The 16,806-nt window shown below is 64.7% G+C and carries 16 protein-coding genes and 1 riboswitch; of the genes, 6 read left to right on the top strand and 10 right to left on the bottom strand.

All coding sequences use genetic code 11. The features are described 5' to 3' along the window. Nucleotide 1: 1 nt before the first annotated feature. From ABD923_RS13560 to ABD923_RS13545, 4 genes are all read right to left on the bottom strand, one after another. The gene (locus ABD923_RS13560) at nucleotides 2–532 is read right to left on the bottom strand and encodes a rod shape-determining protein MreD (protein ID WP_259549748.1); all 531 of its coding nucleotides are present in this window, start codon (nucleotides 530–532) and stop codon (nucleotides 2–4) included. Further along, on the bottom strand, nucleotides 529–1,488 hold the full coding sequence (gene mreC, locus ABD923_RS13555) for a rod shape-determining protein MreC (protein ID WP_259549749.1): 960 nt from the start codon (nucleotides 1,486–1,488) through the stop codon (nucleotides 529–531). The genes ABD923_RS13560 and mreC overlap by 4 nt, the downstream gene beginning before the upstream one ends. Before the next feature lie 47 nt (nucleotides 1,489–1,535). Continuing rightward, nucleotides 1,536–2,576 carry a rod shape-determining protein gene (locus tag ABD923_RS13550; RefSeq protein WP_222191605.1) on the bottom strand — a complete coding sequence of 347 codons (1,041 nt, stop codon included), beginning with the start codon at nucleotides 2,574–2,576 and terminating at the stop codon, nucleotides 1,536–1,538. 218 nt (nucleotides 2,577–2,794) lie between these two features. Next, complete coding sequence (locus tag ABD923_RS13545; RefSeq protein WP_259549751.1) at nucleotides 2,795–4,357, bottom strand: 2-isopropylmalate synthase; 1,563 nt, start codon at nucleotides 4,355–4,357, stop codon at nucleotides 2,795–2,797. A gap of 270 nt (nucleotides 4,358–4,627) precedes the next feature. Between ABD923_RS13545 and ABD923_RS13540 the strand changes: the two genes are divergently transcribed. The 3 genes from ABD923_RS13540 (at nucleotide 4,628) to wrbA (ending at nucleotide 7,554) form a co-directional block, all read left to right on the top strand. Next, nucleotides 4,628–5,293, top strand: coding sequence for an SDR family NAD(P)-dependent oxidoreductase (locus ABD923_RS13540; RefSeq protein WP_259549752.1), 666 nt, complete (start codon nucleotides 4,628–4,630; stop codon nucleotides 5,291–5,293). After that, nucleotides 5,290–6,825: a cryptochrome/photolyase family protein gene (locus ABD923_RS13535; RefSeq protein ID WP_259549753.1), complete on the top strand. Its 1,536-nt coding sequence runs from the start codon at nucleotides 5,290–5,292 to the stop codon at nucleotides 6,823–6,825. Before ABD923_RS13540 ends, ABD923_RS13535 begins: the two co-directional genes overlap by 4 nt. Nucleotides 6,826–6,963: 138 nt before the next feature. Further along, nucleotides 6,964–7,554 carry an NAD(P)H:quinone oxidoreductase gene (gene wrbA / locus ABD923_RS13530; RefSeq protein ID WP_259549754.1) on the top strand — a complete coding sequence of 197 codons (591 nt, stop codon included), beginning with the start codon at nucleotides 6,964–6,966 and terminating at the stop codon, nucleotides 7,552–7,554. Nucleotides 7,555–7,712: 158 nt separating this feature from the next. Here the strand turns inward: wrbA and ABD923_RS13525 are convergent, their stop codons facing one another. Beyond that, nucleotides 7,713–8,129 (bottom strand): metallopeptidase family protein, encoded by a 417-nt coding sequence (locus ABD923_RS13525; RefSeq protein WP_259549755.1) that lies wholly within the window; start codon nucleotides 8,127–8,129, stop codon nucleotides 7,713–7,715. Between the two features lie 67 nt (nucleotides 8,130–8,196). On the opposite strand from ABD923_RS13525, the gene gltX reads away from it, so the two are divergent. Then, nucleotides 8,197–9,519, top strand: coding sequence for a glutamate--tRNA ligase (gene gltX, locus ABD923_RS13520; protein ID WP_259549757.1), 1,323 nt, complete (start codon nucleotides 8,197–8,199; stop codon nucleotides 9,517–9,519). A 258-nt stretch (nucleotides 9,520–9,777) separates the two neighbouring features. On the opposite strand, the gene ABD923_RS13515 is transcribed toward gltX, so the two are convergent. The 5 genes from ABD923_RS13515 to ABD923_RS13495 form a co-directional block, all read right to left on the bottom strand. After that, entirely contained in the window at nucleotides 9,778–10,926 is a 1,149-nt protein-coding gene (locus ABD923_RS13515) for an aminotransferase class V-fold PLP-dependent enzyme (protein ID WP_259549758.1), read from the bottom strand. Then, on the bottom strand, nucleotides 10,926–11,423 hold the full coding sequence (locus ABD923_RS13510; RefSeq protein ID WP_345229509.1) for a MarR family winged helix-turn-helix transcriptional regulator: 498 nt from the start codon (nucleotides 11,421–11,423) through the stop codon (nucleotides 10,926–10,928). The genes ABD923_RS13515 and ABD923_RS13510 overlap by 1 nt, the downstream gene beginning before the upstream one ends. A 488-nt stretch (nucleotides 11,424–11,911) precedes the next feature. Continuing rightward, the gene (locus ABD923_RS13505) at nucleotides 11,912–12,571 is read right to left on the bottom strand and encodes a hypothetical protein (protein ID WP_259549759.1); all 660 of its coding nucleotides are present in this window, start codon (nucleotides 12,569–12,571) and stop codon (nucleotides 11,912–11,914) included. Between the two features lie 3 nt (nucleotides 12,572–12,574). Further along, entirely contained in the window at nucleotides 12,575–13,975 is a 1,401-nt protein-coding gene (locus ABD923_RS13500; protein WP_259549760.1) for a selenium-binding family protein, read from the bottom strand. A gap of 291 nt (nucleotides 13,976–14,266) precedes the next feature. Then, entirely contained in the window at nucleotides 14,267–14,845 is a 579-nt protein-coding gene (locus ABD923_RS13495) for a gamma-glutamylcyclotransferase family protein (protein WP_259549761.1), read from the bottom strand. A 77-nt stretch (nucleotides 14,846–14,922) separates the two neighbouring features. Then, nucleotides 14,923–15,023, top strand: a riboswitch (glycine riboswitch). 141 nt (nucleotides 15,024–15,164) lie between these two features. On the opposite strand from ABD923_RS13495, the gene gcvT reads away from it, so the two are divergent. Next, complete coding sequence (gene gcvT, locus ABD923_RS13490) at nucleotides 15,165–16,289, top strand: glycine cleavage system aminomethyltransferase GcvT (RefSeq protein WP_259549762.1); 1,125 nt, start codon at nucleotides 15,165–15,167, stop codon at nucleotides 16,287–16,289. A gap of 42 nt (nucleotides 16,290–16,331) precedes the next feature. Next, the gene (gene gcvH, locus ABD923_RS13485; RefSeq protein WP_222191616.1) at nucleotides 16,332–16,694 is read left to right on the top strand and encodes a glycine cleavage system protein GcvH; all 363 of its coding nucleotides are present in this window, start codon (nucleotides 16,332–16,334) and stop codon (nucleotides 16,692–16,694) included. Nucleotides 16,695–16,806 lie beyond the last annotated feature (112 nt).

Genomic DNA, 16,806 nt, shown 5'->3' with positions numbered 1-16,806 from the left:
GTCAGAGCGGTTCAAGCTCGGCAGGGCCGAGTTTACGCAATCGGAAAAGGTATTTCGAGACGGCGACGACAAGCGGGTAGATCGCGATGGTGACGATTGCGTGAGCCAGCGTCAGGCCGAGCGGCGCGAGATCGACGAACAGGACCCACAGGATCAGGCGTTCGATCAGCACCATGGCAAAGATCGTGCCCCCGATGGCCGACCATTCCACGAGGAATGGAAACTCGGTCATCTGCAGGCGTCGGCGGCGCAGGTATTCCGATCCGATGACCACCATCAGCGTCCACAGGCCGGGTGGGCGTTGCAGCAGGAAATCGGCGATCAGGAAGACGATCAGGATCGACACGATGGGCACGACGGCGGGTTGCCGGATCAGCCATGCGAAGGTCAGCGCGACCAGCAGATCCGGCCCGGGCAGGCCCGCGTCGGCCAGTCCCAGCGGCAACAGCCGCGCGATGATGATTGCACCGCAAAGCGCAATGAAAACAAATCGGTAGGTCCAGATATGGCTGGCCGAGGTGGGCGCGCTCACGGCTCGCCCTCCTCGGGCGCCAGTTCGGCGGCCTCCGCGCCGGGCATACCCGCATCTTCGATGATGGTCTCGTCTTCGGCGGGTTCGCTGCCGGGCAGGGGCCAGGGCGGGCCGATCAGGTCGCCGGGGTCGTCCAGCGCGGTTCCGGGGTGGCTGCGCATCACGCGCAGAAAGCGCAGGCGCGCGAGGTCTGCGGCCAATCGGGCGCGCAATCGCCGATCCGATGTGACGACGACCTGCCCCACCAAAAGGCCCGGTGGAAACAGCCCGCCATCGCCCGAGGTGATGATCCGGTCGCCGGCGCTGATATCTTCGGGCGCCTCCACGAATTCCAGCATCGGCGTTTGCGAATTGTCGCCCATCAGAAGCGCCTGCTGCCCCGAGGGCTGGATGGTGACGGGGATGCGGCTGTTGGAATCGGTCAGCAGAAGGACCCGCGCGGTGCGCTCGCCCACGCCCGAGATTCGCCCGACCACGCCAAGCCCGTCCATCGTGGCCCAGCCATCGAGGATGCCGTCACGCGCGCCCACGTTCAGCAGGACCGAGCGTCGGAACGGGCTGCCGCTGTCGGCCAGCACGATCCCGGTGATGAAGGTCAGTTCCGGGTTCAGTTGCACGCGGTTCAGGTCCAGAAGGCGCGCGTTTTCCTGCTCCAGTTGCAGCGCCGCCTCGCGCCAGGCGCGCATCTGCTGCAACTCGCGCCGCAATTCCTGGTTCTGCTCGAAAAGGCGCGAGTAGCTCTGGAAATCGTCCAGCATCCGGCCGAGGCCGGTCACCGGCCCCATCGCCCATTCCATGTTCGGCACGACCCGGTCGGCGATGGCGGCGCGCATGCGTTCCACGCGCGGGTTGTCGATGCGCCAGACGAGGATCAGGGCGATCAGGAACAGGATCAGCACCGCCAGCACGAGGCGACGGACGGGCCTGCCGTAGCTGTCATACCGTTCGCGTGCCATGGCGCTCCTTCAGACGCACCTTGGGGTGCGGGCCAGGGGCAAGGGGGTCAGCTGTCGTAGTCGATGGCGTGACGCAGGAGTTTTTCATACTCCAGCGCCTTGCCGGTGCCCAGTGCAACGCAGTTCAGGCTTTCGTCGGCGACCGAGATGGCAAGGCCGGTCTGCTCGCGCAGGGCAAGGTCCAACTCGCCCAGGAGCGCGCCGCCGCCCGTCAGCATGACGCCGCGGTCCACGATGTCTGCGGCAAGGTCGGGCGGGGTCGCTTCGAGCGCGCCCATCACCGCCTCGCAGATCTGCTGCACGGGTTCGGCCAGCGCTTCGGCCACCTGGGCCTGGCTGATCTCGGTTTCCTTGGGCACGCCGTTCAGCAGGTCGCGGCCCCGGATGCGCATGGACGCGCCGCGCCCGTCATCGGGCATGCGCGCCGTGCCGATCGAGGTCTTGATGCGTTCGGCCGTCGCCTCGCCGATCAGCAGGTTATGCTGGCGGCGCAGGTAGCTGATGATCGCCTCGTCCATGCGGTCGCCGCCGACGCGGACCGAGCGGGCATAGACGATATCGGCCAGCGACAGCACGGCCACCTCGGTGGTGCCGCCGCCGATATCGACGACCATGGAGCCGGTCGGATCGGTAATCGGCATGCCCGCGCCGATGGCCGCCGCGATGGGTTCGGCGATCAGGCCGGCCTTGCGCGCGCCCGCGCCCAGAACCGACTGGCGGATCGCGCGTTTTTCCACCGGGGTCGCGCCATGGGGGACGCAGACGATGATCTTGGGCTTGGTGAAGGTGGTGCGCTTGTGAACCTTGCGGATGAAGTGCTTGATCATCTCTTCGGCCACGTCGAAGTCGGCGATGACCCCGTCGCGCATCGGGCGGATGGCCTGGATGGATCCGGGCGTGCGGCCCAGCATCAGCTTGGCATCCTCGCCAAAGGCAAGCGCCTTCTTCACGCCGTCCTTGACCTGGTAGGCCACGACCGACGGTTCGTTCAGGATGACGCCGCGCCCCTTGACGTAGACCAGCGTATTCGCCGTCCCGAGGTCGATCGCCATGTCCGACGAAAAGAGATTGCCCAACAAGCCGACCATGAGAATCCTGCCTTACTTCATTCAAAGCGGGCGCCCTGAGTCTGCAGGACGCCCGATAGAGAGTCGCATATAGACGCCGTGCCCCCTGCGCGGCAAGGGGGCGTGGCGCGCGGAATCAGCGCGTTTTCGCCGTTCCCGGCAGAACGGGCGCCGACAGGGAAGCGCAGGAAAACTCGAGTTTTCCTGCCCGAAAAACTCGAGTTTTTCGGCTCCCGGCCTTAGCCGACGTCCTTGTAGGAGACTTCCTTGACGTCCGAGCCCAGCTTTTCGCGCCGCACCTTCAGGCGGTTGAGCGCGTTGACATAAGCCTTGACGCTGGCCACCACCGTGTCCGTGTCGGCGGATTGGCCCGTTGCGATACGGCCGTCCTCTTCCAGCCGGACCGAAACGGTGGCCTGCGCATCGGTGCCTTCGGTCACCGCATGCACCTGGTAGACCTGCAACCGCGCCTCGGTCGGGTAAAGCGCCTTGACCGCGTTGAAGGCGGCGTCCACGGGCCCGTCGCCCGTCGCGGTCACCTGCTTGTCCTCGCTGCCCACGCGCAAGGTCAGGTCGGCCGATTGCGGCGCTTCGGTGCCGCAGATCACGCGCAGGAACTTCAACTCGAGATGATCGGCCTGGTCGGCGGCGGCGGCATCGGTGACCAGCGCGATCAGATCGTCGTCAAAGACCTCTTTCTTGCGGTCGGCCAGCGCCTTGAACCGCACGAACAGGTCGTTGAGTTGATTGTCCACCATGTCGAAGCCAAGGTCCTTCAGCTTCGCGCGCAGCGCGGCGCGGCCCGAATGCTTGCCCAGGGGCAGCGAGGTGCCAGCCAGCCCCACATCCTCGGGGCGCATGATCTCGAACGTGTCGGAGGATTTCAGCATCCCGTCCTGGTGGATGCCGGACTCATGGGCAAAAGCGTTCTTGCCGACGATGGCCTTGTTCGGCTGCACGTTGAAGCCCGACACCGTCGAGACCCGGCGCGAGATATGCATGATCTTGGTGGTGTCGATGCCGGTGGTGAACGGCATAATGTCATTGCGCACGCGCATCGCCATCACGACCTCTTCCAGCGCGGTGTTGCCCGCGCGCTCGCCCAGGCCGTTGATCGTGCACTCGATCTGCCGTGCGCCGCCCTCGACCGCCGCCAGCGCGTTGGCCGTCGCCATGCCCAGGTCGTTATGGCAATGGGTGGCGAACACCACTTCGTCCGCACCGGGCACCTCGGCGATCAGACGCCGGATCAGGTCGGCGCTTTCGCGCGGGGCGGTATAGCCCACCGTGTCGGGGATATTGATCGTGGTGGCCCCTGCCTTGATCGCGATCTCGACCACGCGGCACAGGTAATCCCACTCGGTCCGCGTGGCATCCATCGGCGACCATTGCACGTTGTCGCAGAGGTTGCGGGCATGGGTGACCGTCTCATGGATGCGATCGGCCATCTCGTCCATCGTCAGGTTCGGGATGGCCCGGTGCTGCGGCGATGTGCCGATAAAGGTGTGGATGCGCGGGGACTTGGCGTGTTTCACCGCGTCCCAGCAGCGGTCGATATCCTTGAAATTCGCCCGTGCGAGGCCGCAGATCGTGGCGCTCTTGGCCAGCCCGGCGATCTCGGAGACGGCGGCGAAATCGCCTTCGGAGGCGATGGGAAAGCCGGCTTCGATGATATCGACGCCCATCTCGTCGAGCAGGGCGGCGATCTCCAGCTTCTCGTCATGGCTCATGGTCGCGCCGGGCGATTGTTCGCCGTCGCGCAGGGTGGTGTCGAAGATCAGGACACGGTTCTTGTCGGTCATTTCGGAAATTCCTTAGCTGAGTGCGTTTCTCCGGCGCTGTCCCTCCCCTGAGCGGTCGCGCCGAATGGCACGCTCAGAGGCGGCTAAGGAGAAGCAGGCCAAGCAGGGCAAGCCGCGCGCGGGGGGCGGCGAGGGTCGTGATATGGGCCTGCGTGGTCATGGGGCCGGAGAATACGCATCCCGCCGCCGTTGAAAACCCCAAATGAAGGTCAACGCATTTGACCTGCCGGGCCACTGGACGTGCCCGCCCGCCGCCTTACCTGACCAGCCATGATTGATGCTCTTGTAATAGGTGCCTCGGGCGGGATCGGCCGCGCGATGGTGGATGAAATGCGCGCCCGTGGTGGCAATGTCACAGCGCTGTCGCGCGCCGAGGATGGATTGGACGTGACCGACCCGGCCTCGGTCGAGCGCGTGATGGGCGGGCTGGAGGGGCCGTTCCAGACGGTCTTCGTTTCGGTCGGCATCCTCGCGCCCGAGGGCGCGTTCCCCGAAAAGCAACTTTCGGCCATCGACCCCGCGCAGATGGCCCGCACCTTCGCCGTCAACACCATCGGTGTGGCGCATCTGCTGTCATACCTGCCACGGCTTCTGCCGAACCAGGGCCGCTCGGTCACCGGCGTTCTGACCGCCCGTGTCGGCTCCATCGGCGACAACCGTATCGGCGGCTGGCATTCCTACCGTGCCTCCAAGGCGGCGCTGAACCAGATCGTGCACGGCGCCGCCATCGAGTTGAAACGCACCCACCGCGACGCGATCGTGGCCGCGCTGCACCCCGGCACGGTCGCCACGCCCTTCACCGAAGGCTACGACCCCAAGCACGGCAAGCTCGCCCCCGAGGAGGCCGCGCGCAACCTCTGCGACGTGATGGAGCGGCTGACCGGCGACCAGTCCGGCGGGTTCTACGACTACTCCGGCAAGGAGATCGTCTGGTGAGCGACACACCCCGCCTGATCCTCGTCCTCGGCGATCAACTTTCGCCCGAGTTGTCCGCCCTGGCCGAGGCGGACAAATCCCGCGACGTGGTCGTGATGGCCGAGGTCGCGGACGAAGCCTCTTACGTCCCGCACCACCCCAAGAAGATCGCCTTTCTCTTCGCCGCCATGCGCAAATTCGCGGCGCAACTGCGCGAGGACGGCTGGCAGGTGCGCTACACGCGTCTGGACGACGCCGGCAACACCGGCTCCATCCCCGGCGAGCTTCTCCGCCGTGCCGAAGACACCGGCGCCAAGGAAGTGTTGGCCACGGAACCGGGCGAGTTCCGCCTGATCGCCGCGTTGGAAGAGTGTCCCATCCCCGTCCACCAGTTTCCCGACACGCGCTTCCTCGCCTCCCACACGGAGTTCGAGGAGTGGGCCGAGGGGCGCAAGGACCTGCGGATGGAGTGGTTTTACCGCGAGATGCGGCGCAAGACCGGCCTCCTGATGGACGGCGACAAGCCCGAGGGCGGCAAGTGGAACTACGACCACAACAACCGCAAACCCGCGCCCGACAAGATCACTTTCGGCGGGCCGATGCAGTTCACCCCCGACGACACGGTCGAGGAGGTGCTGGACCTCGTCGAGCGCCGCTTCGACAATAATTTCGGCACCCTCCGTCCCTTCTGGTTCGCCACCGACCGGGGACAGGCGCGGCAGGCGCTCTCGCATTTCATTCGCAACGCGCTGCCCGATTTCGGCGACTACCAGGACGCCATGCTGGTCGAGAACCGGTTCCTCTACCACTCGGTCATCTCGATGTACCTGAACGCGGGCCTGCTGACGTGGCAGGAGATCTGCGAAGCCGCGGAAGACGCCTACAAGAACGGCGACGCACCGCTGAACGCGGTCGAGGGCTTCATCCGCCAGATCATCGGCTGGCGCGAATACATGCGCGGCATCCATTTCCGCGAAGGCCCGGATTACACCCGCAGGAACTGGCTCAACCACCAGCGCAAGCTGCCCGGTTTCTACTGGGATGCGCAAACCGACATGCTCTGCGTCGCCAAGGCGGTCGAACAGACACGGGACGAGGCCTATGCCCACCACATCCAGCGCCTGATGGTGACGGGCAATTTCGCGCTCCTCGCAGGGATCGACCCGCACGAGGTGCATGAATGGTATCTCGCCGTCTATGCCGATGCCTATGAATGGGTCGAGGCCCCGAACGTGATCGGCATGAGCCAGTTCGCCGATGGCGGCATCGTCGGCTCGAAACCTTATGTCTCGGGCGGCAATTACATCAACAAGATGTCGAACTACTGCAAGGGCTGCGCCTATGACGTGGCCACCAAGACGGGCGAAAAGGCCTGCCCTTTCAACTACCTCTTCTGGGCCTTCCTGCATCGCCACCGCGACCGCTTCGGCAAGAACCCCCGCATGGCGCAGATGTATCGCACCTGGTCGCGCATGTCGGACGAAAAGCGTCAGGCCACGCTCGACAGCGCCGAGGCGTTTCTCGACCGCATGTCCAGGGGCGACCGCATCTAGATCGCCGCCTGTCGCACAACGATACCGCTCGCACTGTGCAGTCCGTCACAGGGCATCTGCGCAGGCGTGGAGTTGAGCGTGCCGCGCCGCGGCAACACCTCCTGTCTCACGAAACACACGCGTGACAGGAGGTATCCCATGTCCACACCGAAACTCGCCGTCATCTACTACTCGACCTACGGCACCAACCACCAGATGGCCGAAATCGCCGCCGAGGCCGCGCGCGAGGCCGGGGCCGAGGTGCGCCTGCTGCGCGTCCCCGAAACCGCACCGGCCGAGGTCGTGGCGGGTCAGGATGCCTGGGCGGCGCAGGCCGAGAAAACCGCCGACATCCCCGAGGTCACCCATGCCGACATGGAATGGGCCGACGGCTACCTGTTTTCCGCGCCCACCCGGTATGGCGTCGTGGCCAGCCAGCTGCGCGCCTTCATCGACACGCTTGGGCCCCTCTGGATGGAAGGCAAGCTCGCCAACAAGACGGTCAGCGCCATGACCTCGGCCCAAAACGTGCATGGCGGGCAGGAAACCACCCTGCAATCGCTCTACACCACCGTGATGCACTGGGGCGCGATCCTCACCGTTCCGGGCTATACCGACCCGGTTTTGTTCGAGGCTGGCGGTAACCCCTACGGCGTCTCGACCCAGGCCGGGGACGTGAACGACAAGATCAAGGCTGCCATCCGTCACCAGGCCAAGCGCCAGGTGGAGCTGACCGCGAAACTCGCCTGACAAGGGCGCGGGCGGACAAGGCAAAGCCCCGACCCGCCCCATCTTTATCCCTCAAATATGCATCGCGCGCGATAGCGCGCCAGCGCCGGGCAGGGCTCGATGCCCTGCCCGGCGCTTCCCCGGTCGACGCGCGGCACGCGCTGCGAAACCCCTCTGGCCTATTCCCACCATGGATCGACGCGGGCGATATCCGCGTCGGACCAGCCGAAATGATGCGCCAACTCGTGCACCAGCACATGGCCGACCAGCTCGCCGAGGGTCACGTTCCCCCGATCCGCCCACTCATCCAGGATCGGACGCCGGAACAGCCAGATCGTGTCCGGCCCCATCGGCTGATCCATCACCGATTTTTCCGTGAGCGGGATGCCGTCATAGAGGCCCGTCAACTCGAACGGGCTCTCCATCTCCATCTCGCGCAGCATGTCCTCGGGCGCGAACTCCTCGACCCGCAGCACGACCGCGCGCGCCGCCCCCGCATAGACCTCGGGCAGCGCGTCGATCGTGGCCAGCGCCAGCGCCGCGATCTCGCCCAGCCCGGGCGCCTGCCAATCGGCGATATCCGACCCCTCGCTCATGCCCGACTTATGGACTTTGCCGCGCGCATGTGAAAGAGGACGCAGCGTTCCAACACGAGGCCCCGAGATGACCGTCACCCGCTTTGCGCCATCGCCCACCGGCTACATCCATGTCGGCAACCTGCGCACCGCGCTGTTCAACTTCCTGATCGCGAAAAAGGCGGGCGGGACCTTCATCCTGCGCCTCGACGATACAGACCCGGAACGCTCCAAGCCCGAATATGCCGACGCGATCCAGGAAGACCTCGAATGGCTGGGCCTGACCTGGGACCGGCTGGAACGTCAGTCCGACCGCCTCGACCGCTACGCCGCCGCCGCGGACGAGCTGCGCGAAAAGGGCCGGTTCTACGAGGCGTGGGAGACGCCGACGGAACTGGACCTCAAGCGCAAGAAGCAACTGAACATGGGCCAGCCGCCGGTCTATGACCGCGCCGCCTTGAGGCTCAGCGACGAGGAAAAGGCCAAGCTGCGCGCCGAGCGTGGCGCCGGCGTCTGGCGCTTCAAGCTCGATCACGAGCGGATCGAGTGGGACGACGGCATCCTCGGCCCGCTCTCCATCGACGCGGCCAGCGTGTCGGACCCGGTGCTGATCCGCGCGGATGGTCAGGTGCTTTATACCATCGCCTCGGTCGTCGATGACACCGACATGGGCATCACCCATGTCGTGCGCGGCTCGGACCACGTGACCAACACCGCGACGCAGATCCAGATCATGGCGGCGCTTGGCCATGACGCGCCGAATTTCGCGCATCATTCGCTCCTGACCGGCCCGCAGGGCGAGGCGCTGTCGAAACGCCTCGGCACGCTGTCCCTGCGTGACCTGCGCGCGGCGGGGATGGAGCCCATGGCGCTCTTGTCGCACATGGCGCGCATCGGGTCCTCGCAGCCGGTGGAACTGGCCGGGTCCATCGACGAATTGGCCGAGGGTTTCGACCTTGACCAATTCGGCTCGGCGCCCACCAAGTTCGACGTGGACGATATCTGGCCGCTTTCGGCGCGCTACCTGCATGGGCTGGACTTCGACACGGTGAAGGACGAGATCGCCGCGCTGGGCGTGCCCGCCCCCCTCGCCCCGACCTTCTGGGACGTGGCCCGCGCCAATATCGAGACCCGCGCCGACCTGCCCGGCTGGTGGGCGCTGTTCCGCGACGGGGCGACGCCGCTGGTCGCCGACGAGGACCGCGAGTTCGTGGCCCAGGCCTTCGCCATGCTGCCCGAGCCGCCCTATGACGAGACCACCTGGTCCGCCTGGACCACGGCGGTGAAGGAAGGGACCGGCCGCAAGGGTAAGGGCCTGTTCATGCCGCTGCGCAAGGCGGTGACGGGGTTGGAGCGCGGCCCGGAAATGGCCGACGTGATGCGCCTTCTGCAGAAGAAGCCCAGTCTTTAACGGGAGTCGACGGGCTGCGCGGGGGCGATTTCCGGCTGGACTTTGCCTTTGCGGACCCTCCCGATTTTCGCTGCATCTGCGCCAATGGCCGCTCTAGATGTTGGGCTAGGTCAAAAACGGTCGTTATCGCCGGTGACAGAAACGGTTGGGTTTTGGCAAATCCTGCGGTGCGGAGAAGGCCCGTTGTGAGCCCAACTTGCTCATTCGTCACATTGCAGCGAATGTCTGCAAGTGCCTTCTCAACGGGTTTTGTTGCGCTCATACCATTGCATTTCGGATCAAAGAAGCAACCCGCTCGATATCCGACTGCGAGTTGTAGAAATGAGGCGAAATCCGCATCGCCCCGGCGCGCATGGCGACATGTACCCTCGCTTCGGCCAGACGGGACCTAAGTAGCTCCATTCTCTTCTCATCCTCAGTTGCGAACAAAGCTAAAGAAGAACGTGCGGGTGATGCTTCAACGGGGCTGACGGCCTGCAACCCTGCTCCTTGTACACCATCGAGAGTTGCTTCTATCAGTTCTTGATTGTGTGTCTCGACCCTTTCCAGCCCAATCTCAAGGAGGAGTTCAATGGACTCAGTGAAGGCCGTGAAGTTGAAAAAGTTCGCCGTACCAAAAACGTCGAGGTCTGATGCGCGCTGGATGGGGCCTACATTCAGGTCCCCAAGGTCGCCCGCAAGATCGTCGGCGGTAAGTTCGGAAAGCCAATAGGCTTTCGTCCGTTCAAGCCGATCTCGGAGTGTTTGGGACAACCAGCAAAAACCCGTGCCATAGGGACCGCAGAGCCACTTAAAACCGACTGTCGTAAGCGCGTCTATCGGGTGGTTTGAAACGTTGATTGGTCGGGCACCGATAGCTTGCGAGCCGTTCACAACGAAAATCACTCCGGCACTCCGGCAAGCCTCGCCAAGCGCATCGAGATCAATCCCAAACCCAGAGAACGAGTGAACCCATGTTGTGCAGAACAACTTGGTTCTGGGCGTGATGGCCTCGCGCAGTTCATCCGGCGACAAGACCCTACCTTGCGGCGTCACTTGTCGGACTCGAACGCCGTAACGCTTCTCCAGGTTGAGCCACGGCAGAATGTCAGAGGGGAAATCGGTCTTCATCACCACGATCTCATCGCCTTCGGTCCACGGAAATGCGTTGGCGATCAAGTGGAGACCATAGGACGCGCTATTGGCGAGAACGATCTCTTCCGGCGGTGCATTCAAAAGGCGTGAGATTGCCTGCCGCAACCGGTTCGGCACCCCTGCAAAGCGCTCACTCGTCAGCTTGATCGGGTCCTGCTTCCAAGTGATCGCCTGGCGCGCCGCATCCGCTGACCTGTTCGGAAGTCTGCCCTGATGGGCCGTGTTCAGCCAAACGCCATCGCCTTGCGCAAAGTGTTCGGAATAGACCTGCATCACAAAGTCGCCCCACCTATTGGACAGCCAGATCGCTCGCACCGGTCATGGTCGCAGTCACGACAAAGCCGCCACGCCTGCGGCCTGTCCGTTGCCACGCCTTGCAACATCCGGGCAAGCAGTGCCGCAAGCTCTTGCTGCTCCTCGGCTGTGAGCTTCTCCAACTGACGCTGTATCGCGCCCGTCCGTTGATCCAGAAAGGCGTTCGCGGTCTCTCTGCCAAGCTCAGTGACATGAAGAGATACATTGCGACGATCTGCGCCTTCTCTACGTTCGACAAAGCTGCGTGTTTGGAGTCGGTCCACAGCGCGAACGGCACCAGAGTGCGACAACCCAACAATCTCAGAGATTTGACGGATCGTTGCGCTAGGATGAGCCTTGATAGACAACAACACCCTAGTGTCGGGCGAGGCCAATCCGGCCGCATCCAGCATGCACTCGTCGGCCAGGTTCGCCGCCGCTGAGAGTAGATTAGAAATGATGTATGCTTCTGTCATATGATTGAAGCATACAGTTCTTTTGCGGTCCGGCAAGCCGATAGCCGACATTGAGCAAAGTCGGCTTCGTCCCACACACCGGACACAAACCCCCTGACAGAACCCATGAGCCAAAAACGGTCGTATTAGTCGCTGTTGATGATGTGCTCGTGAGCATTGAAGATTATTGTGCTACAAATCCTTGGCGAAACTCGGTTTGATTTTGGCACGTTTTTGGCTGCAGCCGCGAGGAGCGGACAGTGGTGCAAAACGCAGCCTCGACAACTCGGGTTCACAGCTGACATTTACAGAACGCCTGGATACGTGTGACGAAGTGCTACACACGCAATCCTCAATGCCTTCCACCCACCAAGCGCGCCGCCGTTTTCCTCGAGGAAAACGGCCCGGAAAACTCGAGTTTTCCGCCCGCCTGAAGGCGGGGTAACCGCCGGAAGACGCGTGCGCGCAGAAAGCAGTCGGTGCGCGCAAACGGATCCTTCACCGCGCGACTAGTGCACAACCACGAGCGAAATCGCCCCCACCAGGACAAGGCTGAGCGCCCATACGATGTCCAGGTTGAACCAGCCTTTCGACAGGAAGCGCAAGCCGAGCCAATGGTAAACACCGTATGCGATCGCCCCGCCCGACACCGTCATGGCCAGGGTATGCGACACCGCGACCGCCACGGCGACACGGGCGTTGCCGGTCATGAGTTCGGAGGCCGCCGCGTGCCCCGCATCGGTCTCGATCGTTCGGCAGATGCCGAGGTAGATCGGCACCAGCATCAGCCCCGCGCCATGGGCGATCGCTGCGAGGAAAGACCACAGCGCAAGCCGCGACGGCGGCACCCGGGCGAGGAATCGCGGGTGCCGGCGATTGACCAGAAGGTAGAGGCCAAGCGCGATGACGAGGCAGGCCGCGCCGATCTGGATCTCTCTTTGCCATTCGGCCAGGAACAGAAGGGCCGTGAAGGGAAACAGGATCGCGGCCATCGCAAGGAGGTGCCCCCCCGCCAGCGCCAGAAGCGCCTTGAAGAGGCTCCCCTCCTTGCGATCCATCAACGCGGCGGAAACCGCCAGGGGCCAGCCCATGCCGGGATTGACCCCGTGATAGATGCCTGAGGCGACAACGGCCCACCACAGGGCCGTTGCCGTATCGACGCCCTCCACGCGTCAAACGGAGGGGTAACAGAAGCTGTCGGTCGAACAGTCACCCCCCTCTAGGCGGATCTGGTGGCTGCGGTAGCCTTTCGGGAACTCGATGTAGAAATCGGTGTCGAGCTCCAGCCCTCCGCCCTCGCCGACATTGGCCATCACCATCTGGCCGCCCTCGTCCCCCGGATAGAACTGGTCATCCCATGTCGAATAGAGCGAGTTGGTCCAGTAGACGCGTTTGCCGTCGCGGCTGATCTCGACCATCTGCGGCCCGTAGGCAAAGTCCTTGCCGTTGGGGTGTTTCGTCCCGCGCGCGATCCCGCCGATCTCGACCTTGCCGGCGAGCTTGGGGTTCATCGGGTCCGAGACATCGTATTGGTGCATTTCGCCCAGGCCCCAGCAGGCGACGTAAAGGTACTTGTCGTCGAGGCTGAGGTCGATGTCGGTCACCAGCGGCGGCACCGCCTCGAACCCCTGCAAAAGCGGCGGAAGGTTCTCGGCCTTCTCGGGGCGCGGGTCGATAGTGATCGTTTTCTTCGCCTCGAAGCTGCCGTCGTCCTTTTGCCACCACGTGAAGATCGCGCCTTGCAGGTTGGTGGTGTCGACGACGACGCCGCAGAACCCGTAATCCTTGGCCGGGTCGTGTGCGGGCCGGATTTCCAGCGCCATCTGGTGGTTGGCCCCGAGGTCGATGGTCTGCACGTTGCGGCGTTCACGCAGGTTCCAGAAATGGATCTTGTGGCCGTATTTGTTCGACAGCAGGTCTTCGGCGACGATGCCGTTCTCGAATTGCGGCGGCAGGCCCCATTCGGAACTCACCATGTAATCGCGCGGCAGGTTCCACCAGAAATCGTAATGCTTGTCCTGCTCGCCCCGGTCCATCTCGTAGCGGCCGAGGATCTCGAAGGTCTCGCAATCCATGATGAAGATACCGGGCGGTCCATCGGTGCCGTCCGCGCCGCCACCGCCGAGCGTGGACACGTAGATGCCCTCTGGCCCGCAATGGATGGTGTGCGGGCGGGAATAGCCGGTCTTGGCGAAGACCTCTTCGGGTTCGATGATCTTATGGATCTTTGCCTTCAGCGGTTCCTTCACGTCGATGACGTAAATCCGCGAGGAACGGATGCCGGGGATGATGAGATAGCGCCGTTCGAGAAACGCGTGACCTGTCAGTGGTGAGAGCGCCGAGGAACAGGCGTTCCAGCCGAAGTGGTGAAACTCGTCGCCCTTGTTGGGCATGATGAGCTGGTGGACGATCTGCCCGTAGGTCTTGGACGACGGGTCGACATCCACGACGGCCAGGCCATCGGGCTGCGAGCCGTCGGGACTGAGCATCAGCGTGAAGGCGAGCGTTTCCGGCGGCGCCTCCATGGCAAGCTTCGGGGTCGCGTGGAACGTGGGGTCGGGTCTCAGGTTCATGGTCGGCTCCTCCCAGGCCAGTGTTTTCATGCACTGCTCGGGGTGCTCTGCGACACCTTGAGGCAGAGCGTGGCACGAATCTGCGGGCCCGGTAAACGTTTCGATGCGGGGGGGTGGCCCGAGCCACAGGTCGTCTCGTGGCCGCCTTGGGGGCATGGCGGGCATTTGGCCAGGCCTTTGCGGCGCCACCACGGAACCGGAGGCGTCACCCGTGAAATCCGGCGTGCCCGCCGGGCGTCGCGCCGTTTTCCTCGAGGAAAACGGCCCGGAAAACGCCCGTTTTCCGCCCGCCTAGAGGCGGGTCAGCCGCCGTACGCCGAGGGTCCGCAGGGCGTCGTCCACGAAGAGGGTCTCGTCGGTCGAAAGCGCTTGGTGGCGGGGATAGATCGGCTCTCCCCGGTCGTCGAAGACGGGGGCCTCCCAGCCATGCGTCGTCTCGAAAAACCGCCGCGCGCCCGCTTCCCCGAACTCGCGCAGGTAGCCCTGCACCACCGTGTCGAGATAGCTGAGAAGGATCGGGTGTTCCGCGGACCCGTCGGTATGATGCTCGGGCTTGGTGGCGTAGATCTGCACCGAAACCGGGGCGGGGTGATCATGGTCGATGCGCTCGACCGCGTGGCGGTCATAGGCGTATTCGCGGGCATCCAGCGCCGCCCAGTCCGCGCTGGGGACGGCGGCGATCAACCCTTCGATCTCGGCCCCGTCCTTGCGCATGGCGGTCAGAAACGCCACCTGGCGCAGCCGCGTGCGTTTCCACGTCCGCGCCCATCCCGTCACGCGCGCCTTCGCGGCGTTGGGGAAATCGTGGGTCGCGCGGTTCACGAGGCTGCCATAGCCGAAGAAGAACGGGTCAGGGGTGCTGTCGGACATGGTCGTATCTGTGGCCCAATGCGTCGAGTCTGTGCAAGGCCCCTTGCGAGGCCGCGCATTCCCGCTATTGTGCCCCGCATCCGCGAGAGGGAGACGCTGGCGCCGCAGAACACCGGGGCCAGGGCCGAAGGAGCAACCGCCCCGGTAAACTCTCAGGCAAAGGGACCTGTTGCGGACCAAGACTCTGGAGAGAGGCGCGCATTGCCGCGTCCGCCGAAGGGATAACGATCTCAGGCGAAGGGACAGAGGGGGCATCGGGCGGGCGCAACGGCGCCTTGGGAAACGATGCCGGGTGCGTCCCGGGGAGATTGGGGGCGACATGGCCGATACGGGGACCGCGACCGGGGCCGATCTGACGGAATTGCCGCTCAAGGCGCTCCATGCCGAGCAGGGGGCGAAATTCGTGCCCTTCGCCGGGTGGGAGATGCCGGTGCAATTCGCCGCCGGGGTCATGGCCGAGCACCTTTGGTGCCGCGAGAAAGCCGGGCTGTTCGACGTCAGCCATATGGGGCAGCTGCGCCTGCCCTTGTCCGCCGATGCCGCGCTGGAAACCCTTGTGCCGGTGGATGTGCTGGGCCTTGCGCAAGGCCGCCAGCGCTACGCGTTCTTCACCAACGAGGCGGGCGGCGTTCTGGATGACCTGATGATCGCGCGCCGCGCCGACGACCTGTTCCTTGTCGTCAACGCGGCCTGCCGTGACGCTGATATCGCCCATCTGCGCGCCCATATCGATGGGGTCGAGGAGATCACCGACCGCGCGCTTCTGGCGCTGCAAGGGCCGCTGGCCGAGGCCGCCCTGGCCGAGCTGCTGCCGGGTGTCACGGGTATGCGCTTCATGGACGTGGCCGTGATCGAATGGCAGGGCGCGGCGCTGTGGCTCTCGCGCTCCGGCTACACGGGCGAAGACGGGTTCGAAATCTCCGTGCCCGCCGACATGGCCGAGGCTTTCGCCCGCGCGCTTCTGTCCGATGACGGGGTGGCGCCTATCGGGCTTGGCGCGCGCGATTCGCTGCGGCTCGAGGCGGGCCTGCCGCTTTACGGGCAGGAGATGACACCAGAAATTTCGCCGGTCGAGGCCGGGCAGGGCTGGGCGATCCAGAAGGTCCGCCGCGCGGGCGGCGACCGCGCCGGGGGCTTCCCCGGGGCCGAGGTGATCCTCGACCAGCTTGCCAATGGCGCCCCGCGCCGCCGCACGGGTCTTTTGCCAGAGGGGCGTGCGCCGATGCGGGCCGGCACCCCCGTTTTCGACAGCGCCCATGGCGGCGCGCAGGTGGGCATCGTCACCTCGGGCGGGTTCGGCCCTTCGCTGGGCCAGCCTGTTGCGCTGGCCCTGATCGACGCGGCCGTGCCCGCTGACGCGCCCCTCTGGGGCGAGGTGCGGGGCAAGCGCCTGCCGGCCGCGCAGGCCGGGCTGCCCTTCGTGACAGCCGGCTACAAACGCTGACAGATCCTTTTTGCCTCAACCCCCAAGCCAGACGAGGGACAGATGAAATTTACCGAAGATCATGAATGGCTCCGCCCCGATGGTGACGTGATCGTCGTCGGCATCACCGAACATGCCGCGACCCAGCTGGGCGACGTGGTGTTCGTCGAACTGCCCGAGGTCGAGACGCAGGTCGCCAAGGGCGACGAGATCGTGGTGATCGAAAGCGTCAAGGCCGCCTCCGACATCGTGGCCCCGCTGGATGGCGAAATCGTCGAGGTGAACGAGACGCTGGCCGACAACCCCGGCCTCGTGAACGAGGACCCGACCGGCGAGGCGTGGTTCTTCAAGATCAAGATCGACGACATGGCCGCGTTGGACGATTTCATGACCGAGGACGAGTACAAGGATCACATCGGCGAGTGATCCGCAGCCGTCGGGCCACCGGGGGCCAGCCCCCGGACCCCCGGCATATTTAAAGGATAAAGATGGGGGCGTGCGCGCCCGCATCGTCACCGCACCCCCGCCAGACCCGAGG

Source organism: [Roseibacterium] beibuensis (genome assembly GCF_039542305.1).
GTDB lineage: Bacteria > Pseudomonadota > Alphaproteobacteria > Rhodobacterales > Rhodobacteraceae > Roseibacterium > Roseibacterium beibuensis.
This window is presented reverse-complemented; position numbering and strand designations above follow the sequence as displayed.

Coding starts and splice junctions, on each gene's coding strand:
- mreC (WP_259549749.1), bottom strand. CDS start 1,488: ATGGCACGCGAACGGTATGACAGCTACGGCAGGCCCGTCCGTCGCCTC.
- ABD923_RS13550 (WP_222191605.1), bottom strand. CDS start 2,576: ATGGTCGGCTTGTTGGGCAATCTCTTTTCGTCGGACATGGCGATCGAC.
- ABD923_RS13545 (WP_259549751.1), bottom strand. CDS start 4,357: ATGACCGACAAGAACCGTGTCCTGATCTTCGACACCACCCTGCGCGAC.
- ABD923_RS13540 (WP_259549752.1), top strand. CDS start 4,628: ATGATTGATGCTCTTGTAATAGGTGCCTCGGGCGGGATCGGCCGCGCG.
- wrbA (WP_259549754.1), top strand. CDS start 6,964: ATGTCCACACCGAAACTCGCCGTCATCTACTACTCGACCTACGGCACC.
- ABD923_RS13525 (WP_259549755.1), bottom strand. CDS start 8,129: ATGAGCGAGGGGTCGGATATCGCCGATTGGCAGGCGCCCGGGCTGGGC.
- gltX (WP_259549757.1), top strand. CDS start 8,197: ATGACCGTCACCCGCTTTGCGCCATCGCCCACCGGCTACATCCATGTC.
- ABD923_RS13515 (WP_259549758.1), bottom strand. CDS start 10,926: ATGCAGGTCTATTCCGAACACTTTGCGCAAGGCGATGGCGTTTGGCTG.
- ABD923_RS13510 (WP_345229509.1), bottom strand. CDS start 11,423: ATGACAGAAGCATACATCATTTCTAATCTACTCTCAGCGGCGGCGAAC.
- ABD923_RS13500 (WP_259549760.1), bottom strand. CDS start 13,975: ATGAACCTGAGACCCGACCCCACGTTCCACGCGACCCCGAAGCTTGCC.
- ABD923_RS13495 (WP_259549761.1), bottom strand. CDS start 14,845: ATGTCCGACAGCACCCCTGACCCGTTCTTCTTCGGCTATGGCAGCCTC.
- gcvT (WP_259549762.1), top strand. CDS start 15,165: ATGGCCGATACGGGGACCGCGACCGGGGCCGATCTGACGGAATTGCCG.
- gcvH (WP_222191616.1), top strand. CDS start 16,332: ATGAAATTTACCGAAGATCATGAATGGCTCCGCCCCGATGGTGACGTG.